Annotated in this window: 20 protein-coding genes; 12 read left to right on the top strand and 8 right to left on the bottom strand. The window is 65.6% G+C overall.

Going from position 1 to position 22,037, the window contains the following annotated elements; genetic code table 11:
• Positions 1-4: 4 nt before the first annotated feature.
• A complete protein-coding gene (locus GVM20_RS10220) occupies positions 5-424 on the bottom strand; it encodes a hypothetical protein (RefSeq protein ID WP_166547095.1) in 420 nt (139 codons plus the stop codon).
• Positions 425-554: 130 nt separating this feature from the next.
• On the opposite strand from GVM20_RS10220, the gene GVM20_RS10225 reads away from it, so the two are divergent.
• Positions 555-953 carry a hypothetical protein gene (locus GVM20_RS10225; RefSeq protein ID WP_199799549.1) on the top strand — a complete coding sequence of 133 codons (399 nt, stop codon included), beginning with the start codon at positions 555-557 and terminating at the stop codon, positions 951-953.
• A gap of 27 nt (positions 954-980) precedes the next feature.
• On the opposite strand, the gene mutS is transcribed toward GVM20_RS10225, so the two are convergent.
• Positions 981-3,623: a DNA mismatch repair protein MutS gene (gene mutS / locus GVM20_RS10230; protein WP_502706193.1), complete on the bottom strand. Its 2,643-nt coding sequence runs from the start codon at positions 3,621-3,623 to the stop codon at positions 981-983.
• A gap of 151 nt (positions 3,624-3,774) precedes the next feature.
• Between mutS and GVM20_RS10235 the strand changes: the two genes are divergently transcribed.
• Entirely contained in the window at positions 3,775-6,048 is a 2,274-nt protein-coding gene (locus GVM20_RS10235) for an NADP-dependent malic enzyme (RefSeq protein ID WP_166547096.1), read from the top strand.
• 41 nt (positions 6,049-6,089) lie between these two features.
• Here GVM20_RS10235 and GVM20_RS10240 read toward each other — a convergent pair whose 3' ends face one another.
• Positions 6,090-6,590: a YciE/YciF ferroxidase family protein gene (locus GVM20_RS10240; protein WP_166547097.1), complete on the bottom strand. Its 501-nt coding sequence runs from the start codon at positions 6,588-6,590 to the stop codon at positions 6,090-6,092.
• Between the two features lie 143 nt (positions 6,591-6,733).
• On the opposite strand from GVM20_RS10240, the gene GVM20_RS10245 reads away from it, so the two are divergent.
• From GVM20_RS10245 to GVM20_RS10255, 3 genes are all read left to right on the top strand, one after another.
• The gene (locus GVM20_RS10245) at positions 6,734-7,129 is read left to right on the top strand and encodes a hypothetical protein (RefSeq protein ID WP_166547098.1); all 396 of its coding nucleotides are present in this window, start codon (positions 6,734-6,736) and stop codon (positions 7,127-7,129) included.
• A gap of 67 nt (positions 7,130-7,196) precedes the next feature.
• A complete protein-coding gene (locus tag GVM20_RS10250; protein WP_166547099.1) occupies positions 7,197-8,531 on the top strand; it encodes a metal-dependent hydrolase family protein in 1,335 nt (444 codons plus the stop codon).
• Complete coding sequence (locus GVM20_RS10255; RefSeq protein ID WP_166547100.1) at positions 8,528-9,562, top strand: endonuclease/exonuclease/phosphatase family protein; 1,035 nt, start codon at positions 8,528-8,530, stop codon at positions 9,560-9,562. The genes GVM20_RS10250 and GVM20_RS10255 overlap by 4 nt, the downstream gene beginning before the upstream one ends.
• A 3-nt stretch (positions 9,563-9,565) precedes the next feature.
• Here the strand turns inward: GVM20_RS10255 and trmB are convergent, their stop codons facing one another.
• Positions 9,566-10,267 (bottom strand): tRNA (guanine(46)-N(7))-methyltransferase TrmB, encoded by a 702-nt coding sequence (gene trmB / locus GVM20_RS10260; RefSeq protein ID WP_166547101.1) that lies wholly within the window; start codon positions 10,265-10,267, stop codon positions 9,566-9,568.
• Between the two features lie 84 nt (positions 10,268-10,351).
• Here trmB and GVM20_RS10265 point away from each other — a divergent pair, with 84 nt between their 5' ends.
• Complete coding sequence (locus tag GVM20_RS10265; RefSeq protein WP_166547102.1) at positions 10,352-11,158, top strand: helix-turn-helix domain-containing protein; 807 nt, start codon at positions 10,352-10,354, stop codon at positions 11,156-11,158.
• A gap of 161 nt (positions 11,159-11,319) precedes the next feature.
• On the opposite strand, the gene ctrA is transcribed toward GVM20_RS10265, so the two are convergent.
• The 3 genes from ctrA to lptB form a co-directional block, all read right to left on the bottom strand.
• On the bottom strand, positions 11,320-12,015 hold the full coding sequence (gene ctrA / locus GVM20_RS10270; RefSeq protein WP_160759700.1) for a response regulator transcription factor CtrA: 696 nt from the start codon (positions 12,013-12,015) through the stop codon (positions 11,320-11,322).
• A gap of 203 nt (positions 12,016-12,218) precedes the next feature.
• Positions 12,219-13,718, bottom strand: coding sequence for an RNA polymerase factor sigma-54 (gene rpoN, locus GVM20_RS10275; protein ID WP_166547103.1), 1,500 nt, complete (start codon positions 13,716-13,718; stop codon positions 12,219-12,221).
• Positions 13,719-13,729: 11 nt separating this feature from the next.
• A complete protein-coding gene (gene lptB, locus GVM20_RS10280; protein WP_166547104.1) occupies positions 13,730-14,506 on the bottom strand; it encodes an LPS export ABC transporter ATP-binding protein in 777 nt (258 codons plus the stop codon).
• 252 nt (positions 14,507-14,758) lie between these two features.
• Here lptB and GVM20_RS10285 point away from each other — a divergent pair, with 252 nt between their 5' ends.
• Positions 14,759-15,136 (top strand): hypothetical protein, encoded by a 378-nt coding sequence (locus GVM20_RS10285; protein ID WP_166547105.1) that lies wholly within the window; start codon positions 14,759-14,761, stop codon positions 15,134-15,136.
• A gap of 185 nt (positions 15,137-15,321) precedes the next feature.
• On the opposite strand, the gene ppa is transcribed toward GVM20_RS10285, so the two are convergent.
• Complete coding sequence (gene ppa / locus GVM20_RS10290; protein ID WP_166547106.1) at positions 15,322-15,855, bottom strand: inorganic diphosphatase; 534 nt, start codon at positions 15,853-15,855, stop codon at positions 15,322-15,324.
• A gap of 104 nt (positions 15,856-15,959) precedes the next feature.
• Between ppa and hisS the strand changes: the two genes are divergently transcribed.
• The 5 genes from hisS to lnt all read left to right on the top strand — a co-directional run bounded on the left by hisS (position 15,960) and on the right by lnt (position 21,954).
• The gene (gene hisS / locus GVM20_RS10295; RefSeq protein ID WP_166547107.1) at positions 15,960-17,234 is read left to right on the top strand and encodes a histidine--tRNA ligase; all 1,275 of its coding nucleotides are present in this window, start codon (positions 15,960-15,962) and stop codon (positions 17,232-17,234) included.
• 5 nt (positions 17,235-17,239) lie between these two features.
• Complete coding sequence (prfA, locus tag GVM20_RS10300; RefSeq protein ID WP_166547108.1) at positions 17,240-18,307, top strand: peptide chain release factor 1; 1,068 nt, start codon at positions 17,240-17,242, stop codon at positions 18,305-18,307.
• A 91-nt stretch (positions 18,308-18,398) separates the two neighbouring features.
• Complete coding sequence (gene prmC, locus GVM20_RS10305) at positions 18,399-19,220, top strand: peptide chain release factor N(5)-glutamine methyltransferase (RefSeq protein WP_166547109.1); 822 nt, start codon at positions 18,399-18,401, stop codon at positions 19,218-19,220.
• 274 nt (positions 19,221-19,494) lie between these two features.
• Positions 19,495-20,343, top strand: coding sequence for a DUF4167 domain-containing protein (locus GVM20_RS10310; RefSeq protein WP_166547110.1), 849 nt, complete (start codon positions 19,495-19,497; stop codon positions 20,341-20,343).
• A gap of 6 nt (positions 20,344-20,349) precedes the next feature.
• Positions 20,350-21,954, top strand: a complete 1,605-nt coding sequence (lnt, locus tag GVM20_RS10315) for an apolipoprotein N-acyltransferase (RefSeq protein ID WP_166547111.1) — start codon at positions 20,350-20,352, stop codon at positions 21,952-21,954.
• Positions 21,955-22,037 lie beyond the last annotated feature (83 nt).

The following is a 22,037-nucleotide window of genomic DNA, read 5'->3' on the forward strand; positions in this document are numbered from 1 at the left end:
GGGGCTACTTCGGCTCAATCGTCATTTCGCGCTCTGAGATAAACGGCTCGCTGATTATCGTGGGTCCGCGGTGATCCACCACCGCGGTCGGCGATAGCGGCGCGGTCATCGGATTGCTGACTGAATTCGCAGCCGTGCCAGAGGCCTTCGCGCCGCTCGCGCTGTCCGCTCCATAGTCGCCGAAGACCGCACTATTGCTGCCCGAACCCGAACCGGCCTGGCCCGGCTTGTCGCCCTGGCTCTGGCCCTCGGCAAATGCCTGCGCCTCACTCGCAATGTTCGCGCGCTGGGCGCCGATAAAGTCGGCCGCCTTGCCGACGATGCCGCTGTCTTCCGACGAGCCGACGAGCGATACCGCGCTGAACACTGTCAGTCCGGCAAAGGCGAGCGCGGCTTTGCTGTTCTGGAACACCGACTTGTACATGGCTCGTGCATAGCGCAGACGCGGTTAAAACTTCGTGCAAAGTGCTCCGTCCCGCTGGGCAACCGGACTGCCGCCCCGCGTGCAACATCGAGGCGGTTTGCAGGCTTATGCTTGGGCAAGGAGAAGAACCATGTCCGACCGCAAGACCCCCGCTCCCTCACTGGATGACGATCGCCTGCAAGGGCTGGCACATGAAACCCGCAATGCCGAACAGGATGAGCGCGGCGAACAGGCGCAGGATGTCGCCGCAGATGCGCTTGATCGCGTGTCAGGCCGCGCCGGGGGAACCGAGAGCCGCAAGCCACCTGCGACTGGTCTGGACGATGACGGTGGGGACGCCGCCGATCTGATCGACATCATGCGCCACATGGAAGAGACTGGCACGATCGACAATTCAGCCTTTGCAGGCGAGCCCGAACATGACGATGAGCCCACCCGCTATCGAGACAGCGGCAAAGACGCGCTCGACGAGGATGAAGATGATGACGATGCCGGGCCGGACGCTTTGCATGAAACTCGCCGGCCCTGACGTCGGGCTTGTGCTGCGCCTTGGCGCTCAGTGCTTGGGTTTGGGCAGCGCCCGCTTCCACTCGTAAAGCAAATCGAGCGCCTCGCGCGGGGTGAGCGCATCGAGATCGGCGTCGCGCAGGGCTTCGGCGAGTTGCTGCTCGGGTGAGGCGGGTGTCGGCTCGGCAGCCAGCGCGGCGAAGAGCGGCAGATCGCCGAGGCCTGCGGCAATCCCGCCGGTCGCGGTGCGGGTCGCTTCGAGCTTTTCGAGCACCGCCTTGGCGCGGGCGACCACCGGGGCCGGGACACCCGCCAGCCGCGCGACTGCGAGGCCATAGGAGCGATCGGCCGGGCCGTCGGCCAGTTCGTGCAACAACACCAGATCGCCCTGCCATTCCCGCGCGCGGACGTGGTGGAGGCTCAGTGCCTCGCAGGTTTCGGCCAGGCGCGCGAGTTCGTGATAATGGGTCGCGAACAGGCACCGGCAGCGGATTGTGGAATGCACCGCCTCGGCCACCGCCCAGGCCAGCGCCAACCCGTCATAGGTCGAGGTGCCGCGCCCCACTTCGTCGAGGATCACGAAGCTGCGGGAGGTGGCCTGCGCCAGAATGGCGGCGGTCTCGACCATCTCGACCATGAAGGTGGAGCGGCCCCGTGCGAGGTTGTCGGCCGCGCCCACTCGGCTAAACAACCGGTCAACCAGGCCGATACGCGCCGCCGATGATGGTACAAAGCATCCCGCTTGCGCCAACAGAACGATCAGCGCGTTCTGGCGCAGGAAGGTGGACTTGCCGCCCATGTTCGGCCCGCCGATCAGCCAGAGGCGATTGGCCTCGGCCAGTTGGCAGTCATTCGCCACAAACCGCTCACCCGCTTTGGCGAGTGCCGCTTCGACCACCAGATGACGGCCTGCGGTGATCGAGAGGCCTGCGTCTTCGGCAATCTCGGGGCGGCACCAATCGGATTCGCTGGCGCGTTCGGCATTGCCGGCGGCGACATCGATCCGGGCGAGCGCGGCGGCGGTGGCGGCGATGGCGTGGCGCGCGGCGACCACTGCGGCGACCAGTTCCTCGAAGTGCGCCTCCTCTGCCGCCAGCGCATGGCCCCCCGCCTCGGCGATGCGGGCGGCTTCCTCATGGAGCTTCAGCGAGTTGAACCGCACCGCGCCTGCCATCGTCTGACGATGGGTGAAGCCACTGTCGGGCGCCATCAGCGCATCGGCATAGCGCGCGCCCACTTCGATGAAATAGCCGAGCACACCGTTGTGGCGGATCTTGAGCGTGGCGATGCCGGTCTCGTCACGATAGCGCGCTTCCATCGCCGCAATCGCGCGGCGCGCATCGCCGGAGGTGGCGCGCAATTCGTCGAGCGCGGCGTCATAACCGTCCGCGATGAACCCGCCACCGCTGCGCTCGGTCGGGGGTGAGGGCACCAGCGCGCGCGACAGCCAATCGGTCAGCGCGCCGTGGCCGGTGAGCTTTGCCAGAACGGCATCGAGCAGCGCGGGCCGATCCGGCGCACCGCTCAGCCAATGGTGCAGGCGCATCGCCTCGGACAGCCCGTCGCGCAGCTGGCCGAGATCGCGGGGAGAGCCGCGGCCTGCCACCACCCGCCCAAGCGCGCGGCCCAGATCAGGAATGGCGCGCAAGGCTTCACGCAATTGCGCGCGTTCGATCGGCCGGTCGCGCCAGAACTGCACCAGCGCGAGGCGGGCTTCGATCTGCGCGACATCGAGCAGGGGCGCAGACAGATCCTCCGCCAGCCGCCGCGAACCTGCGCCCGTCACGCAGCGATCCACCGCGCCGATCAGGCTGCCCGCGCGCCCGCCGGTGGTGCTTTCAAGGATTTCGAGGCTCGCCCGCGTCGCCGCATCCATTGCCATGCCCGCCTCGGCAGCGCGCGCCACCGGGGGCAGGAGCAGCGGCAGCCTCCCGCGTCCGACATGGTCGAGATAGGCGATCAATCCGCCCGCCGCGCCTAGCATCGCCCGCGAGAAATCACCGAACGCATCGAGCGTCGCCACGCCATGCACCGCTTTCAGCCGTTCCGCCCCGGCATCGCTCGCGAAAGAATTGCGCGGGCGGGAGATCCTCTCATCGGGGCCGTGTGGCCAGTCTTCGGGGACCACGACCTCGCTCGGAGACAGCCGCGCCAGCGCCGCGCCGAGCTGATCGGGAGCGCATTCCTCCAGCACCATCGCGCCCGTGGACACGTCGACCGCGGCAATCCCCACCGTCCCGCGCAATTCCGCCAGCGCCACCAACACATTCGCACGGCGCGGTTCGAGCAGCGCTTCCTCGGTCAGCGTCCCCGCCGTTACCAGTCGCACGATGGCACGGCCCACCAGCACCTTTGACGAAGGTGTGCCTTCCCGCTTGGCCCGCGCCTTGGCCTCGTCGGGCGTTTCGACCTGCTCGGCAATCGCGACCCGGCAGCCCGCCTTGATCAAGCGCGCGAGATAGCCTTCCGCCGAATGCACCGGCACCCCGCACATCGGGATCGGCGCGCCGCCATGTTCGCCGCGTGTGGTCAGCGCGATGTCAAGAATCTGAGCCGCCGTGCGCGCGTCTTCGAAGAACAGTTCGAAGAAATCGCCCATCCGGTAGAACAGCAACGCATCGCCCGCTTCCTCGCGCAGCGCGAGGTATTGCGCCATCATCGGCGTGGGTTTGGAATCGGGAAGGGCGGCCATCATTCCGGCATTGCCCCATCGCCTGCGATTCGGAAATGTCCGCCGCTACGGCTTTCCCCCGCGCCGCGCCATTTCCGGCCTATCGCAACGGCCTTGGTGAGGCTAAGCGGAACGCGATTTTCCATTCGGACAAGCAGAGGGATCAGGCATCATGGCCGATGAGAACGCCACACCGAACAAGGGCGGCTTCACCGCGCGCGAGGCGCTGTTCTATCACGAGACCATCCGCCCCGGTAAGCTCGAGATTGTCGCCACCAAGCCGATGACCTCGCAGCGCGACCTGAGCCTGGCCTATTCGCCGGGCGTCGCCGTGCCGGTGGAAGCGATCGCCGCCGATCCCTCGCTCGCCGCGCGCTACACCGTCAAAGGCAATCTGGTCGCCGTGATCAGCAATGGCACCGCGATCCTCGGGCTGGGCAACCTGGGCGCGCTCGCTTCCAAGCCGGTGATGGAAGGCAAGGCGGTGCTGTTCAAACGGTTCGCCGACGTGGATTCGATCGACATCGAACTCGCCACCGAAGACCCCGAGGCTTTCATCAACGCGGTTGCGCTGATGGAGCCGACCTTTGGCGGCATCAACCTTGAAGACATCAAGGCGCCGGAATGCTTCATCATCGAAGCCGCCTTGCGCGAGCGGATGAAGATTCCGGTGATGCATGACGATCAGCACGGGACCGCGATCATCACCGCCGCGGGCCTGCTCAACGCCTGCTACATCACCGGACGCGACTTCAAGGACGTGAAGGTCGTCGTCAATGGCGCGGGCGCGGCGGCGATTGCCTGCACCGCGCTGATCAAGGCGATGGGCGTGCGCCACGACAACGTGATCATGTGCGACCGTTCCGGCCCGATCACCCCGGGCCGCGAAGGCATGGACCAATGGAAGAGCGCCCACGCGGTCTCCACCAACGCGACCAGCCTTGAAGAAGCGCTGGTGGGTGCGGACATCTTCCTCGGCCTGTCGGCTGCCGGTGCGCTGAAGCCCGAATGGGTGCGCAAGATGGCGGACAAGCCGATCATCTTCGCCATGGCCAATCCCGTCCCGGAAATCATGCCGGATGAAGCCAAGGCCGTTCGCCCCGACGCGATCATCGCCACCGGGCGCAGCGATTTCCCCAATCAGGTCAACAACGTGCTGGGCTTCCCCTTCATCTTCCGCGGCGCACTGGATGTGCAGGCGACCACGATCAATGAAGAGATGAAGGTCGCCGCCGCCCACGCCATCGCCGAGCTTGCGCGCCGTCAGGTGCCCGAGGAAGTGGCGAGCGCCTATGGCAAGAACCACAAGTTCGGCACCGACTACATCATCCCCGCTCCGTTCGACCCGCGTCTGATCGAGGTGGTGTCCTCCGCCGTCGCCAAGGCGGCGATGGATTCGGGTGTGGCGCAGGCGCGGATCGAGGATTTCGAAGCCTATCGCATCCAGCTGCGCAGCCGCCTCAACCCCACCACGTCGGTGCTGAGCGGCGTGTACGAAGTCGCCAAGGCCAACCCCAAGCGGATGGTCTTTGCCGAGGCGGAAGAAGAAGTGGTGCTGCGCGCCGCGATCCAGTTCCGCGATTTCGGTTATGGCACGCCGATCCTGGTGGGCCGCACCAAGGCGGTGCTCGACAAGCTGCACCAGCTTTCGGTTGGCGATCCGGGCAGCTTTGAAATCCAGAACTCGGCCGATAGCGAGCACGTGCCCGCGATGGTCGATTACCTCTACAAGCGGCTCCAGCGGCGCGGCTATACCGAGCGGGATGTGCGGCGCATGGTCAATCAGGACCGCAACGTCTTTGCGTCGCTGCTGGTCGCGCTCGGCCACGGCGACGGCATCATCACCGGCATGACCCGCACCTTTGCGCAGACCGTGCGCGAGGTGAACCTGGTGCTCGATCACAAGCAGGGCGCGCTGCCGTTCGGCATCCACATGATGATCGGCAAGAACCACACCACCTTCCTCGCCGACACGACGATCAACGAACGGCCCAATTCCGCTGAGCTGGCCCATATCGCCAAGGAGACCGCCGCGGTCGCCCGGCGCATGGGGCATGAGCCGCGCGTGGCGTTCCTCAGCTATTCGACCTTCGGCAACCCCTCGGGCCAGTGGCTTGGGGCAATCCGCGAGGCGGTGGCGATTCTCGACCGGGAGGATCCGGGCTTCGAATATGAAGGCGAAATGGCGCCTGACGCCGCCCTCAATCCCAAGGTGATGGCGCTGTACCCGTTCAGCCGCCTGTCCGGCCCGGCGAACGTGCTGATCATGCCGGGGCTGCAATCGGCGAACCTCTCGGCCAAGCTGCTGCGCGAATTGGGCAGCAATGCCACGATCGGCCCGATGCTGATCGGCATGGAAAAGCCGGTGCAGATCGTGCCGATGACCGCCAGCGTGCCCGATGTGCTGACCCTCGCCGTGCTGGCGGGCGCGGGCATCGTGGGGTGAGATAGCGGAGCCCGGCGGATCACGCCGGGCTCCTGCCACCCTTACGCTTCGGCAGCGGCGGGGTTAACCTCGCCCGAAGCGATCTGCGTCATGTGCTTGTCGCCGCTGCGGGTGTCTTCGAGGCACTGCGCGAGGACGCTGGCGTCATTCTCCAGCCCAAGCCGCCGCGCGAAGGCCGCTGCCGTGCCATAGCCCGAGATGCCATAGTGCGTCATGCGCTGGTACTGCGCGATGATCGAGGCATCGCGGACGTCCTCGTCGGAGAAATCCGCTTCGACCCCATGCGCGCGCGCTTCGGCGGCGAGGCCTTCCATACCCTTGCAATGTTCGCCGCGCGGGTTGGCGTCGTGGTTCTCGATCAGGGTCTTGAGGTGATCCATGCCCTCCTCGATCCCGTCCACGCCTGCGGTCAGCGCCTTGCGCAGCTGGGCCGAGCTGGCGGCTTCCTTCAGCTCGCGCGTGACCTGAATGGCCTGGCGATTGGCGCTGTAGAGGTCCTGCAACTGATCGACGTAGAGATCCTTGAGCGTCGTGATGGTCATGTTGGTCGTCTCCGGTGAATGATTGCACCCCCATTCCGCTGTGGCCCCAACCGGTCCGCGATGTTCTGTCATGGGTGTGGTAAGCTGCGGGGATCGGACGAGCCGCAGGCTGGCTGCGGCAGGGCGAGACAGGAGGCGGGGCGATGCGGGTCGTGACGGCAGCGGTAACCTATTGGGCCATTGTGTTTGCGCTGGGCTTCGTGCTCGGGACGGTGCGGGTGCTGTGGGTGATTCCGCGGGTGGGGCTGATGCCCGCGACCTTGCTGGAACTGCCGATCATCCTCGCGGCGAGCTGGTTTGCGGCCGGATGGATTTTGCGCCGCTTCGCCATCGCCACGCGGCGCGAGGCGCTGACCCTTGGCGTGCTGGCCTTCGCGATTCTGATGGCGGCGGAGTGCGCACTGGCTGGGGTGCTTTCGGGTGAGACACCGGCGCAGTGGCTCGCGGGGTTGCGGCAACCGCATGCGCTGCTCGGGCTGGCAGGGCAGGTGGTGTTCGCGTTCATGCCGTGGTGGCGAACTGCGAAACCAATTCCCTGACAAAACATTGGCATGTCGAACGCGGCATGGCATCTTCGCCGCGCGATCACGGGACGAGGGGGATGACATGATTTCGGCTTATCTGCGCGCTGGCCTTGCCGTGCTGACCGCGTGCCTGCTGGCGCCTTTCGCGCCGCTCGCCGCGCAGGAGGTGGTGTTTACCAATGTCCGGGTGTTCGATGGCACCGCCGACACCTTGTCTGCGCCGACCACCGTGGTGGTGCGCGGGAATGTCATCGCCGCGATCGGGCCTGACGCCGCGCCTGCCTCGCCGGAAGCGACCGTGATCGACGGCACGGGGCAGACCCTGATGCCCGGCCTGATCGACAACCACGTCCACATGATGTTCAACAGCCTCTCCCCAGCCGAGATGGCCGCGCCGGACATGAGCCTTGAGAAGGTAATGACGCTCTCCGCCGCGCAATCGCGTGCGATGCTGCTGCGCGGTTTTACCGCGGTGCGCGATGTCGGCGGGCCCGCGTTCCAGCTGAAGCGGTTGATCGACAGCGGCAAGGTGATGGGCCCGCGCATCTGGCCGTCAGGGCCGATGATCTCGCAGACCTCGGGCCATGCCGACCTGCGGCATCCGAGCGAACCGTCGCGCCGCTTTTCCGGCAAAATGTCGAAGGCTGAGGAAATCTGGGCGAGCGTCGTCGCCGACGGCCGCGACGAAGTGCTGACCGCGGTGCGCGAGAACCTCAGGCTCGGCGCCAGCCAGATCAAGATCGCGGCCGGCGGGGGCACGAGTTCGGAATATGATCCGCTCGACGTGACCCAATACACGCTCGACGAAATGAAGGCGGCGGTCGATGCCGCGTCTGACTGGAACACCTATGTCACGGTCCACGCCTATCACCCCAAATCGGTGCGCCGCGCGATCGAGGCGGGGGTGAAGGTGATCGAGCATGGCAACCTGCTCGATGAAGACACGCTCAAGCTGATGGCGGAAAAGGGCATCTGGCTGTCAGGGCAGATGCTGGTCGATTCGACCGAGGCGATGGACCCCAAGCGGCGCGAGAAGAGAAAACCCGTGATCGAAGGGCAGAAGATCGTCTGGCCGATGGCGAAGCGGCTCGGCGTGAAGCTGGCGTGGGGCACGGACTTCCTGTTCGAGCCTGACCTCAATGCTCAGCAGAACGCCTATATCCTGCGGCTGAAGCCCTATTTCACCCCCGCCGAACTGCTCAAGCTGGTGACCTCGGGCAATGCCGAACTGCTCGCCTTGTCCGGCCCGCGCACGCCTTATGAAGGGCGATTGGGCGTGGTCGAGCAGGGTGCGCTCGCCGATCTCATTCTGGTGCGCGGCGATCCCTTGGCCGATATCGACCTGATCGGCGATCCGGCGCGCAATTTCACCGTCATCATGAAGGACGGGGTGATCGTGAAAAGCGCTGCGGAATGATCCGCGCGGGCTGGCGGGCCGCTGCCTTGGCACTGGGGCTGGGTGGGTGCGTGTCCTATCCCGACGTGCCCGCGCCAGTCGCCGGAGTCGCGCCTGCGCCCGGCCCGGCCCCAGCCACGCTCAGCGTGATGACCTACAATATCGAAGGCCTCACCTGGCCCGCGCGCACCGGGCGAACACCGTTCCTTGAGGCGATGACAGCGGAATTCGCGCGGATGGAGCAGGCCGGTGTCCTGCCTGACGTGATCCTGTTTCAGGAAGCCTTCAGCACCGCAGCGCTGCGCACCGCCACCTCGACCCCGCATCCTTATGTCGCACTCGGCCCGCGCGCGCCGACCCGTTCCGGCTTGCCCAAGACCCGCGATCCGGTGCTGCGCAAGCGCAACTATCTGCGCGGCGAGTGGGGCATCCGCTTCATGGGCAGCGGCATCGCCATCGCCTCGCGCTATCCGATCACGGCGGCCTATTCCCAGCCCTATGGGCCGACCTCCTGTGCGGGGTGGGATTGCCTCGCGAACAAGGGCGTGATGCTGGTGCGGATCGCGGTGCCGGGACTCCCCGATCCCATCGAGATCGCCACCACCCACATGAACGCACAAGGCGCCTCCAAGGCCCCGCCGGAAAAGCACCTCGCCGCCCACAACGCCCAGGCAGCCGAGCTGGCCGACTTCCTCGACCGGGTCAGCCAGGTCGCCAGCCCGCTGGTGCTGGCAGGTGATTTCAACATGCGCCGCAACCCCGCCCGGTTCGATGCTTTCGAGCAGCAGAACGGCTACCAACTGGCGCGCCGTTATTGCCTCGAAGCCCGTGCCGATCCGGCCAAGCCAGCCTGCGACATCCGCCTCAGCTTCGACGGGGACGAACCGTGGTTCGACACGCAGGACCTGCAAATCTACGATGACGGCGCACGCACGTTCCTCCGCCCGGTGCGGATCGAGGCGTGGTTTGACGGGCCGGATGCCGGTGGCAAGCTGTCAGATCACGACGCCTATGTGGTCACCTATGCGCTTCTTCCCGCCGACAGGCGCTGAGGCTTACCGCCGTCGGAACCGGAAGTACCACACTTCGTGCCCATAGACCGTGCGGGCCTTGTGTTCGTAGCGGGTCTCCGGCCAGCCTGACGGGCGCACCTGCCAGTCGGCGGGTTTCTCCACCACCCATTCGAACAGGTCGGTGTGGCGCTGCATCACCATCAGCGCGTAGCGCAGGTACACCGCGTGGTCGGTGCCGAACCGGAATTCGCCGCCGGGCTTCATCTTGGCAGCGAGCAGCTTGATCGGACCGTCGTTGACCATGCGCCGCTTGGCATGGCGCGCCTTGGGCCAAGGGTCGGGGTGGAGCAGATAGGCCATCGTGAGCGCGCCATCGGGGATGCGCTGGAGCACCTCCAGCGCGTCGCCGTGATGCAACCGGATGTTGGCGAGGCGCTGGTCGGCGACATGGGTCAACGCCTGCGCCACGCCGTTGACGAAGGGCTCTGCGCCGATGAAGCCGTGATCGGGCAGCAAATCGGCGCGATAGGCGAGATGCTCACCCCCGCCGAAGCCGATCTCGAAATGCAGCGGGCGCGAATCGCTGAACAGGATCTCGCTCGTCACCGGGCCTTCGGCAGGCACAGAAATCTGCGGCAGGAGGGTATCGACCAACCCCTGCTGATACTTGCGCAACTTCTTCCCGACCGAGCGGCCATAAAGCCGCGCAATGGTGGTCGGATCGCCTTCCTTGAACGCTGTCATGGGGCGGGCGCTTGGCACGCAGCCCGTCGCGGCACAAGAAAATCGTGCTGGACGCACGGCGGCGCCTTGTGGTGATCAGAGCCGATGACGACCCCGTCCCCCATCTGTGCCGAGGTGCTCAACCACAAGGAGCTCGAAGTCCTGCGCCTGCTGGCGGCGGGGCACACGGTGAAGTCGATCGCTGCCGGGCTGGATCGCTCGGAAGCGTCGATCAACGAGCGGCTGCGCGAGGCGCGGCGCAAGACCGGGGTGGGCAGCAGCCGCGAACTGGCGCGGCTGCTTGATGCCCAGAAAATCTGGGACAGGAAAATCGATCTGTTCCCTGGCGAACCTTCCGCCGAGGAACCGTCCGTGCCCCGCCGAAAGGGGTTCGAATGGACGAAAGGAAAGATCGCCATGGCTTTCATGCTCCCCGCTGCTGCTCTGGGCCTTGCACTGGTTGCAGGCACCATGACCATGCCCGAGGCTGCCGAAACCGCGCAGGCCGCTGCCACACCGCTCGCCGGGCGCTGGTCGCTCGATGTGGCGCGGCTCCCCGAGAACGAGCGTCCTCTCGCGGTGACGATCACCTTCACGCCGCAAGTCGACGGGCGATTGCATACGCTGGTGTGGGTCGAGAACCGCGACGGCGCGAAAATCAAAGCCGAATCGACTGCGGCGCTAGATGGGGTGGCGGTGCCGGTGGGCGGCTCGATGGCGGAAATCGATTCGGTCGCGCTGCGCCAGCCGGAGCCCGATACGCTGGTGATGACGCTCGCCAAGGACGGCCAGCGCGTTTCGACGCGGGTCTATACGGTTGCGAAGGACGGTCGGACCATGACCGAAACGATCGTCTGGGCGAACGGGGATATGCCCGAGCCCAAGGCCATCGTCTTCAACCGCGTAGGATGAAAAGCAGAACGCCCGGAGCCAAGGCCCCGGGCGTTCAAATCTCATGGCACTGTGCCGGCCCGTCAGGGCCGCAAGGCCGACCGGCCGCCCGCAGGCGCTCGATCCCGCAGGGATCGAACCGCGCCGAGGACGAGGGCGAGGAGGCGCCCTCGAAAAACAGATTACGCCGCTTCGACCACCGCTTCGTCGTCGCGCAGCACATAGCCACGGCCCCACACGGTTTCGATGTAGTTCTCGCCGCCGCACGCCAGCGACAGCTTCTTGCGCAGCTTGCAGATGAACACGTCGATGATCTTGAGTTCCGGCTCGTCCATCCCGCCATAGAGGTGGTTGAGGAACATTTCCTTGGTCAGCGTGGTGCCCTTGCGGAGCGAGAGCAGCTCCAGCATCGCATATTCCTTGCCGGTGAGGTGCACGCGGGCGCCATCGACTTCGACCGTCTTGGCGTCGAGGTTCACCGCCAGCTTGCCGGTGCGGATGACCGACTGCGAGTGACCCTTCGAACGGCGCACCACAGCATAGATGCGGGCGACCAGTTCTTCGCGGTGGAACGGCTTGGTGACGTAATCGTCCGCGCCGAAGCCGAAGCTGCGGATCTTCGAATCCATCTCGGAAATGCCCGAAAGGATCAGCACCGGCGTCTGCACCTTGGCGACGCGCAGCTTCTTGAGCACGTCATAGCCATGCATATCGGGCAGGTTCAGGTCGAGCAGGATGATGTCGTAATCATACAGCTTGCCGAGATCCAAACCTTCCTCGCCGAGGTCGGTCGAATAGACATTGAAGCCTTCGGTGGTGAGCATCAGCTCGATCGCCTTGGCAGTGGTCGGTTCGTCTTCGATCAGCAGAACGCGCATCTTAGTCCCCTGTCTGTCCCCTGGTAACCCCTGCTTAGGAGAGGTTGCCGTCTGTTAACCACGCCACTTCTCACCAAAAAAGGTTAATAAGAAGTTTAGCGCGTTAACGTTTTGAAGTGAGTCTTTCGAGTCACACCGCCGCAGCAGCGAATTATCGCGCAGGGTGAGACGTTTACGTATGGGTCGCCCCTTGCAGGCAAATCCTAAGACGCGCCCGCCAGCTTCTTGGCCCGCCGCCGCTCGGCGCTGGAGCCCAGCCCGATCGCCTCGCGATATTTCGCCACGGTGCGCCGCGCGAGGTCGAAGCCTTCTTTCTGGAGCATTTCGGCAAGCTGTTGGTCGGACAGGATATTCTTGGCGGTTTCGGCGTCGATCAGTGCCTTGATGCGGGACTTGATCGCGGCAGAGGACGCGCCTTCGCCGTCGGCTGAGGCGACCCCGCTCGTGAAGAAATACTTCAGCTCGAACGTCCCGCGCGCGCAGGCGAGGTACTTGTTGCTGGTCACCCGGCTGACCGTGCTTTCGTGCATTTCGATCTTCTCGGCCACTTCGCGCAAGGTGAGCGGGCGCAGTTCGGACACACCGCGGCGGAAAAAGCCGTCCTGCTGCTTCACGATTTCCGCAGCGGTTTTGAGAATCGTCTTCTGCCGCTGGTCGAGCGCGCGAATCAGCCAATGCGCGTCGGCAAGCTTCTCCTTGAGCCAGCCTTGCGATTCCTTGCTGGTCGCCCCGGCGTTCAATTCGACGAAGTAGCCGCGATTGACGATCAGCTTGGGCAGGGTGTCCTCGTTAAGCGCAATGTCCCACCCGCCCGCCGCATTGGCGGTGATCAGGATGTCGGGCACGACGGAGCTGCTGTCGGACGGCATGAAGGTGAGGCCGGGGCGCGGGTTGTAGCTGCGCAGTTCGCGCAGCATGTCGGCGAAATCCTCGTCATCGACGCGGCACAGGCGCTTCAACCGCTCGACTTCGCCGCGCGCGACCAGATCGAGATTGCTGATGAGCGCGGCCATGCAAGGGTCATAACGATCCGCCTCGCGCGCCTGGATCGCGATGCATTCGGCGAGATTGCGTGCGCCCACGCCGGTGGGGTCGAGCGACTGCACCAGCGTCAGCGCCGCTTCGGCCTCGAACAGCTCCACCCCCAGATCATCGGCGACTTCATCGATCGGCGTGCCAAGGTAGCCCGCATCATCAAGCAGCCCGATGATGTGGCGCGCGATGAACCCGGTGCGCGGATCGCTGGTGAGCGCGCCGATCTGCCCTTCGAGATGTTCGGACAGCGTGATTTCCGCAGCGCGCAGTTGCTCCCAGTCGGGCGCGTCATCGAAGTCGCCACCAGACCCGCCGGCCGCCGCGCCCCATTCGGCATCGCGGGCATTGCGCGCTTCCCCGTCGCCGGTGTCCCAGTCACGATCCACCGAGGACAGATCGAGCGGCGCGTCGCCTTCGCCCCCGCCGCGCAGCATCAATTCATCGGCAGGCGCGTCCTCACCCGGGGGGGCAGCGACCTCGATCCGTTCCGGCTCTCCCACATCGGCGGGCCCGCCGGTGTCGAGCAGCGGATTGGCCTCCAGCGCCTCGGCAATGAAGCTTTCGATTTCGAGGTTTGACGCCGCCAGCAGCTTGATCGCCTGCTGCAACTGCGGCGTCATCACCAACGATTGCGATTGCCTCAGGTCAAGGCGGGGACCTAATGCCATGCCAATCAGCGCTAGAGCGTGAAGCTCTCACCGAGATAGAGCCGCCGCACGTTCTCGTCCGCCACCAGTTCCTGGGGGGAGCCCGCGAACAGCACCTGCCCGCCATAGATGATGCAGGCGCGGTCAACGATATCGAGCGTTTCGCGCACGTTGTGATCGGTGATCAGCACGCCGATGCCGCGCTGCTTGAGGTCTTTCACGAGATCGCGGATGTCGCTGATCGAGAGCGGGTCGATCCCTGCGAAGGGCTCGTCCAGCAGCATGATCGAGGGCTTGGCCGCCAGCGCGCGGGCAATCTCGCAACGCCGCCGCTCCCCGCCCGATAGCGCCATCGCCGGCGATTCGCGCAGGCGGGTGAGGCCGAACTCGTCGAGCAGCCGCTCAAGCTCGCTGGCGCGGGTCGCCGCATCAGGCTCGCCCAGTTCGAGCACGCAGGCGATATTCTGCTCCACGGTCATCCCGCGGAAGATGCTGGTTTCCTGCGGCAGATAGCCCAGCCCGAGGATCGCGCGGCGATACATCGGCAGCTTGGTCACATCCTCGCCGTCCATCAGGATGCGGCCCGAATCCGGCTTCACCAGCCCCATGATCGAATAAAAGCAGGTGGTCTTGCCCGCGCCATTGGGGCCGAGCAGGCCGAACACCTCGCCCTTGGCCACCTCGAAGGAGATATCGGTCAGCACCGCGCGCTTGTCGTAGCTTTTGGCGATCGAGATCACTTCAAGGCCGCTGCCGAGCGGCTGAACCGGCGCTGCCTCGCTGGGCGGATCGGAAAGGGTCGTGGTCATGTGTCTGGGAGCTTTAGCAGCCTTCGAGCCGCAGAAAAGGGGCGCGAGGCGTTTGGCAGGATTTTTGCTTAGTGCTGACCAATCGACGTCGTCCTGTCGCAACGCCCGGCAAAGCCCGCGTCATTTGAGCAACTTGTGCCTCGTTCTGTGCGTTTGGCGCAACAAAATGGCGGATTTCCGCGCCTTCTTGCAACCTTGCAGAAGCTTTGCGATACTGCCCGGATCACAACAGACCGTTGGGGAGCGGCCAGCATGATGAAATCCAATGAGCAGGGCAAAAGCCAGGCACTGTCCGCCACGCGGGCGCGGGACTGGCGCAAGGCGATGAGCGATCATGTCGCTTACGGTCTGCTGGTCTATACGGCGCTGCAAATCTTCGTGACGGTCAAGGCGCTGGCGGAAGGCACGTCGAGCCTGCTGCCCTATCTCGCGCTGATCGTGCTGGTGGCCGGGATTATCCCGGTGTGCCGCTGGTTCGAAAAGCGCTGGTCGGTGCTGAGCGATGCCGAAGCCATCGACCCCGCCTACGCCCCCGCGTTCAAGCGCGATGTGATGACCCTGTGGGCGCTGGCGATCGGGTTGCCCTTCGGTCTGACGCTGGTGTTCAAGGCCGTTTTGAGCCTGTTCTAGGCGGTGAGCGGGCCTCCGCCCGCCCATCCTCTGCTCTGTTTCTTCGCTACGCTATCGGCGCCTGCGGGCGGCCGTTGGCCTGGCGGTCGCTAAAGCGACCGATCCCAGCGCATATCAACCAGGATTGGATGAAATCGGTCTCTCCCCATCCGATCCGGACGGGGAGGGACTTGGAGGGCAGAACCTTACTTTCCAGCGTTATAACGCTCGATCGCCTCGATGGTGATCTGACGCGCTTCGGCGGCGTTGCCCCACTTGCCCACGCGGACCCACTTTTCGGCTTCCAGATCCTTGTAGTGGGTGAAGAAGTGCTCGATCTGCTGGAAGATGATCGACGGCAGATCGCTCGTCTCGATCACATCGGCGTAATAGGGGAACGTCTCGTTCACCGGCACGCAGATCAGCTTTTCATCGCCGCCCTGCTCGTCTTCGAGGTTCAGCACGCCGATCGGACGCGCGCGCACCACGCAGCCGGGGATGAAGGGCGAGCGCGAGATCACCAGCGCGTCGAGCGGATCGCCATCGGGCGACAGCGTGTGCGGCACGAAGCCGTAGTTCGCCGGATAGCGCATCGGTGTGTGCAGGATGCGGTCGACGAACAGCGCGCCGCTTTCCTTGTCGAATTCATACTTCACCGGCTCGCCGCCCGTCGGCACTTCGATGATGACGTTGAGATCGTCGGGCGGATTGACGCCGGTGGGGATCTTGTCGATGCGCATGGCAGGTCTCTTTATGGCTTGCGAATGAGAGAGGTAACGCGCGGGCCCTTAATGCGTGCCGCAGGATTGCGAAAGAGCCTGCGTAAGCCTAATCGCGCAGCCCTATGAGCACAAAAACCCCTCAGGCCATCAGAGGCACCCAGGACATCTTCGGCGCCGATGCCGAGGCTTTCGCCTTCGTGGTCGAAACCTTCGAGCGCGTCCGCCGCCTGTATCGCTTCCGCCGGGTCGAAATGCCAGTGTTCGAAAAGACCGAGGTTTTTGCCCGCTCGCTGGGCGAAACGACCGATGTGGTGTCGAAGGAGATGTATTCCTTCGACGACCGCGGCGGCGAGAGCCTGACGCTGCGTCCGGAATTCACCGCCGGGATCGCGCGCGCTTTCCTTACCAACGGCTGGCAGCAATATGCGCCGCTGAAGGTCGCCACGCATGGCCCGCTATTCCGCTATGAGCGCCCGCAAAAGGGCCGCTACCGCCAGTTCCACCAGATCGACGCCGAAGTGATCGGCGCGGGCGAACCGCAGGCCGATGTCGAGCTGCTGGCGATGGCCGACCAGCTGCTGAAGGAGCTGGGCATCCATGATGTGACCCTGCACCTCAACACGCTGGGCGACGGTGCAAGCCGCGAGGCGTGGCGGGCGGCGTTGATCGACTATTTCCGCGCCGTGAAGGATCAGCTGTCCGAGGAATCGCAGGAGCGGCTGGAAAAGAACCCGCTGCGGATTCTCGACAGCAAGGACCCGCGGGACAAGGCGTTTCTGGCGGATGCGCCGAAGATCGATGCGTTTCTCTCGCAGGAGGCGAGGGGCTTCTTCGCTGCGGTGACGAGCGGGCTGGATGCAGCGGGCGTGAAGTGGGTGCGCGCGGGGAGCCTCGTGCGCGGGCTCGACTACTATCGCCACACCGCGTTTGAATTCATCCCCGACGAGGGCGGCGTTTCGGCTGCGGCCCTGGGGAGCCAGAGCACGGTGCTGGCGGGCGGGCGCTATGATGGGCTGATGGAAAGCCTCGGCGGCGCGTCGACCCCGGCGGTGGGCTGGGCGGCAGGGATCGAGCGGCTCGCTATGCTGGTGGATGCGCGGGAGGAAGCTGCGCTGGAATTCGCCGTCGTAGTCGAAGGAGACAGCGAGCAACTTCATGCGGCGGGCGTGCGGACCGCGATGATGGCCCGGAGCGAGGGCGTAACAGCCGAGGTCTTTGCAGCCGGATCGCCGCGCAAACGGTTTGACAAGGCAGTTAAAAGCGGTGCGAAGGTGATCATGGCCTATAGCGAAGATGCTGACGGCAATCTCCAGCCACCTCGGATGAAGGGTGATGAGGCTGACATCGAGCGCATCGGCCAGGCATTGCGCGAGTTCGCCGTTAAACTTGGCGCCTGATCACCATGCAAATCCCCCCCGAACGCCTTGACCAGATCGCGCATCGCTTTGCGGAGTTGGAAGCGCGCATGGCCTCGGGCACGCTCGAGGGCGAGGCCTTTGTGCGCGCCTCCCGCGACTATGCGGAACTGGAACCCGTGGCGAAGATCGCCGCCGAGGTGAAATCGGCGCGTGAGGAGATGGCGGGCCTGGCCGAGATGCTCGCCGACCCCGAGATGAAGGCCATGGCCGAGGACGAGCTCGCCGAGATCAAGGCGACCCTCCCCGATCTCGAACGCCGCCTCGCCATCGCGCTGCTGCCGCGCGATTCGGCCGATGCCAAGCCCGCGATGCTCGAAATCCGCGCCGGGACGGGGGGCGATGAGGCCGCGCTGTTCGCCGCCGATCTCTACCGGATGTACGAACGCTACGCCGCCGAGCAGGGCTGGAAGGTCGAGGCGGTCAGCATCAACGCGAGCGACATCGGTGGGTTCAAGGAAGTGATCGCCAACGTCACCGGCACGGGCGTGTTCGCGAAACTCAAGTTCGAAAGCGGCGTCCACCGCGTCCAGCGCGTCCCCGTGACCGAGAGCGGCGGGCGCATCCACACCTCGGCGGCGACCGTCGCGGTGCTGCCGGAGCCGGACGAGGTGGATGTCTCGATCGAGGAAAAAGACCTCAAGATCGACGTGTATCGTGCGTCGGGTGCGGGGGGGCAGCACGTCAACACCACCGATTCGGCGGTGCGCATCACCCACCTGCCGACCGGCACCGTGGTCACCTGTCAGGACGGGCGCAGCCAGCACAAGAACAAGGAAAAGGCGATGCAGGTGCTGCGCACCCGGCTCTACGACGCCCAGCGCGAGGCCACCCAGGGCGCCGAGGCCGAGGCGCGCAAGGCGATGGTCGGCAGCGGCGATCGTTCGGAACGCATTCGCACCTATAACTTCCCCCAAGGCCGCGTCACCGATCACCGCATCGGGCTGACGCTGCACAAGCTGGAAGAGGTGCTCGCCGGGCCAGGGTTGGGTGAACTGGTCGACGCGCTGATCGCCGAGGACGAGGGCAAGCGGCTGGCGGCGCTGGCTGAGTGATGCAGCACCCCATTCCCGTTCGCCTCGAGCGAAGTCGAGAGGTGAAGCCGCAAAGGTGTCTCGACTTCGCTCGACACGAACGGAGTGTAGCATGACCGTCGGCGACGCCATCCGCACTGCCGCGACACGCCTCGCCTCCGTCAGCGACACCGCGCGGCTGGATGCGGAGTTGCTGATGGCGCACGCGCTCGGCTTCACCCGCTCGGAGATGCTCCTGAGGGCGATGCGCGACCCCGCGCCGGAAGGATTCGCCGTGCTGATCGAGCGCCGCGCGGCGCACGAACCCGTCGCCTACATCACCGGCACCGCTGAGTTCTACGGCCTCACGCTGGCCGTCACCCCCGCCACCCTGATCCCGCGCGGGGATAGTGAGACGTTGATCGAAGCGGCGCTCGAACGCGAGGGCATGCAGGGCCGCGTGATCGATCTGGGCACAGGCTCAGGCGCGCTCCTGCTCGCTGTGCTGGCGAACCGTGAAGGCTGGGAGGGCGTCGGCATAGATGCCTCAGACGATGCGCTGGCGGTGGCGGCACGCAATGCTGCTGCGCTGGGGCTGACGCAGTGCAGCGCATGGCTTCATCGCAACTGGCACACGCCCGGCTGGGCGGACGGTCTTGGCACTTTCGACCTCGTCCTGTGCAACCCACCCTATGTCGAGGTGGACGCGCAGCTTGAGCCGCAGGTGCGCGAGCATGAGCCTGCCAGCGCGTTGTTCGCCGGGCCGGAGGGGCTCGACGATTACCGCGTCCTGATCCCCCAATTGCGCGCTCTGCTGAACCCGGATGGCATCGCGATCCTCGAGATCGGAGCGAACCAGGCCGAGGCTGTCGGTGCGCTGGCGGCGGCATCGGGCTTTGCGACGGTCCTGCGCCGCGACCTCGCCGGCCGGCCCCGTGGGCTGATTCTCATGTGACAGAAAAGCAAGGCGGGGCTTGGCAAACCGCTTCGGCATCGCTACGTCCCCGGAAGGCCAGATGATCTGCGAAGGGCGCAAATCGCTGAGCCAAGCTCCTAAACTCAGCTGATTCGGCCGTCAGGGCGTGTCCCCGACTGCGGCAGCGCGGAGCGCGCAGCACGCCCGGCCTGACATGATGTCAGGGCCTGACGTAAGGCGCAGGGACAAGGGGTCTGTTGACCGCGCGTGCAGGCATTTTTTTGCGCCGGGTCGCTGATAAGGAACTACTTCCTTGAATAACAACAATAATAATCGGAATAACCGTCGCCGTGGGCGCGGTAACCGGAATCAGAGCGGCAATGGCGCCCAGCTCAACCGGATCGACAGCCGGGCGCGCGGCAATGCCCCGCAGATGCTCGATAAGTACAAGAAGCTCGCGCAGGACGCCCACCACAATGGCGACCGCGTGCAGATGGAGTACTATCTCCAGTTCGCGGATCACTATTTCCGCGTGATCGCCGATAACAAGGCCCGCGTGGACGAGCAGCGCGGCGGACCGCGTCGCAATGACGAGCGCGACCAGGCCGAAGAATACGGCGATGACGATATCGATTTCGGCTCGGGCCGTCGTAACGAACAGCCGACCCGCTCGCGCTACGAACAGCAGGACAATGCCCCGCGCTCCGACATGGACGAGGGCGAGCCCGGTCAGGAAGGCGAGAGCTTCCTGAACGATGATCGCGACATCGGTCGTGATGACGGGCGCAACGATGACCGCAATGATGATCGCGGCGACCGCCAGCCGAATGCGCGTCGCCAGCCGCGCAAGCCCAGAGAGGGTGGACGTGAAGGCGGACGTGACGACAACCGTCAGGACCGCAATGACCGCGCGCCGCGTGCCGCTCGTCCCGAACGGGCTGAGCGCCAAGAACGCAGCGAAAGCCGCCCTGAGCGGGCCGAAGCACCGCGGGCGGAGAAGCCCGTTGAACCGCGCGCCGAAAAGCCCGTCCGTGCGCGCCGTCCGCGCAAGGTGGCGGATGATGATCGCGCTGTGATCGATTCGTCGATCCTCCCGCCCTCGATCCGCGGCGACGATGGCGGCTCGGGCGATACCGGCGGCGCGCTCGAAACGGTCGAATAAGCTGCGATGATTGAGCGGCTGGCTGCGGTTGCGGCGCTGATGCAGCGCCGTCCGGCGCTTGCCGCCATCGCGCTCGGGCTGATCGGGGCCTGCGCCTACCCGCCGCTGCACCTGTGGCCGCTGGGCCTCGCCGCGCTGGCAGGATTCGTGTGGCTGGTTCATGCCGCGCCGACCAAGCGCGCAGCGCTGTGGATCGGGTGGTGTTTTGGCTGGGCGCATCTGACGCTCGCCAACAACTGGATCGCCACCGCCTTCACCCATCAGGCCAAGATGCCCGAGTTTCTCGGCTGGCTGGCAGTGCCGCTGCTGTGCATCTACCTCGCCTGGTATCCCGCGCTCGCCGCGCTCGCCGCGCATGTGCTGGCGAAGAAGCGTCCGCTCTGGGCCTTCGGGCTGGTGCTGGCAGGGGCGTGGATCGTCACCGAATGGCTGCGCGGCTGGGTGTTCACCGGCTACCCGTGGCCGCCGGTCGGACTGATGCTGCTGGGTGGGTGGGACACGCCGGGCGTTGCGAGGGTGCTGCCGTTCATGGGCACCTATGCCCTGTCGGGCCTGACCGTGCTGCTCGGCTGCGGTGTGCTCGCCGCGATCATCCGCAGGCGCGCGACCGACTTGATCGTTCCGCTGGTGCCGCTGATCGCGGTCATGCTTGTCCCGGCCACGCCCGCAGCTGACAGCGATTTGCGCTACACCCTCGTCCAGCCCTACATCCCCCAGTCAGAGATCAACGACGGATCGAAGTTCGACGAGCAATTCGTCCGGATCGCCCGCCTCACCACGCCGGGACGCGACCAATCGCGGATCGTGCTGTGGCCGGAAAGCGCGCTGCCGGACTATCTCGAGGACGGCTACCCGACCCGCTACTATCTCCAGATGACCGCCGGCGGCGATCCCAAGCTGGCGCGGCGGCGCATTGGCACGGTGATTGGCCCGCAATCGACACTGCTGACCGGGGTGGTGAACCTCAATATCGCGCCGCGTCCCGGCAATGTCCCCGGCGCTGTCAGCGCACGCAATTCGGTGATGGCGCTCGATGGCGAAGGGCAGATCGTCGGCGGTTATGACAAGGCGCATCTGGTCCCTTACGGCGAATATCTGCCGCTGCGGCCCATCCTCGAACCGCTCGGCCTGTCGCGACTGGTGGCGGGCAGCATCGACTACCTGCCCGGCCCCGGCCCGCGCACGCTTGATCTGGGAGTGCATGGCAAGGCCGGGGTGATGATCTGTTACGAGATCGTGTTCTCGGGCGCGGTGGCGGACAAGGCGAATCGCCCGGACTACATCTTCAACCCTTCCAATGACGGCTGGTTCGGCTGGTGGGGGCCCCCGCAGCACCTCGCCCAGGCGCGGATGCGTGCGGCTGAGGAAGGCCTGCCCGTGCTGCGCTCGACCACCACCGGCATCAGTGCGGTGATCGACGCGGACGGCGTGGTTCGCGGGCATATCGCCACGGGCAAGGCGGACACGCTGGAGGGCTTTATCCCCGCAGCCAAACCGGCCACCCTCTTCGCGCAGTTCGGCCATGCGCTGACGCTGGCGTGGGCGGCGCTGTTCATCGCACTCGGTTTGGGACTGCCGAGAGTGCTTGCGCTCACCCGCGTGCGCGGCTAGGGCGGTCGGCAAGAAAGTGAGACATAAAGGTTTCCTTATATCTCTATAAGGCGGCCTTCGCACCCGCCCCGATCCGCACTCTC

The sequence above is a fragment of the Porphyrobacter sp. SLTP genome (genome assembly GCF_009905735.1).
In the GTDB taxonomy this organism is placed as follows: domain Bacteria; phylum Pseudomonadota; class Alphaproteobacteria; order Sphingomonadales; family Sphingomonadaceae; genus Erythrobacter.

Coding starts and splice junctions, on each gene's coding strand:
- GVM20_RS10240 (WP_166547097.1), bottom strand. CDS start 6,590: ATGACCATCACGACGCTCAAGGATCTCTACGTCGATCAGTTGCAGGAC.
- GVM20_RS10235 (WP_166547096.1), top strand. CDS start 3,775: ATGGCCGATGAGAACGCCACACCGAACAAGGGCGGCTTCACCGCGCGC.
- mutS (WP_502706193.1), bottom strand. CDS start 3,623: ATGGCCGCCCTTCCCGATTCCAAACCCACGCCGATGATGGCGCAATAC.
- ctrA (WP_160759700.1), bottom strand. CDS start 12,015: ATGCGCGTTCTGCTGATCGAAGACGAACCGACCACTGCCAAGGCGATC.
- rpoN (WP_166547103.1), bottom strand. CDS start 13,718: ATGGCATTAGGTCCCCGCCTTGACCTGAGGCAATCGCAATCGTTGGTG.
- prmC (WP_166547109.1), top strand. CDS start 18,399: ATGACCGTCGGCGACGCCATCCGCACTGCCGCGACACGCCTCGCCTCC.
- GVM20_RS10245 (WP_166547098.1), top strand. CDS start 6,734: ATGCGGGTCGTGACGGCAGCGGTAACCTATTGGGCCATTGTGTTTGCG.
- ppa (WP_166547106.1), bottom strand. CDS start 15,855: ATGCGCATCGACAAGATCCCCACCGGCGTCAATCCGCCCGACGATCTC.
- GVM20_RS10250 (WP_166547099.1), top strand. CDS start 7,197: ATGATTTCGGCTTATCTGCGCGCTGGCCTTGCCGTGCTGACCGCGTGC.
- GVM20_RS10220 (WP_166547095.1), bottom strand. CDS start 424: ATGTACAAGTCGGTGTTCCAGAACAGCAAAGCCGCGCTCGCCTTTGCC.
- trmB (WP_166547101.1), bottom strand. CDS start 10,267: ATGACAGCGTTCAAGGAAGGCGATCCGACCACCATTGCGCGGCTTTAT.
- GVM20_RS10265 (WP_166547102.1), top strand. CDS start 10,352: ATGACGACCCCGTCCCCCATCTGTGCCGAGGTGCTCAACCACAAGGAG.
- GVM20_RS10255 (WP_166547100.1), top strand. CDS start 8,528: ATGATCCGCGCGGGCTGGCGGGCCGCTGCCTTGGCACTGGGGCTGGGT.
- GVM20_RS10225 (WP_199799549.1), top strand. CDS start 555: ATGTCCGACCGCAAGACCCCCGCTCCCTCACTGGATGACGATCGCCTG.
- hisS (WP_166547107.1), top strand. CDS start 15,960: ATGAGCACAAAAACCCCTCAGGCCATCAGAGGCACCCAGGACATCTTC.
- prfA (WP_166547108.1), top strand. CDS start 17,240: ATGCAAATCCCCCCCGAACGCCTTGACCAGATCGCGCATCGCTTTGCG.
- lnt (WP_166547111.1), top strand. CDS start 20,350: ATGATTGAGCGGCTGGCTGCGGTTGCGGCGCTGATGCAGCGCCGTCCG.
- GVM20_RS10285 (WP_166547105.1), top strand. CDS start 14,759: ATGATGAAATCCAATGAGCAGGGCAAAAGCCAGGCACTGTCCGCCACG.
- lptB (WP_166547104.1), bottom strand. CDS start 14,506: ATGACCACGACCCTTTCCGATCCGCCCAGCGAGGCAGCGCCGGTTCAG.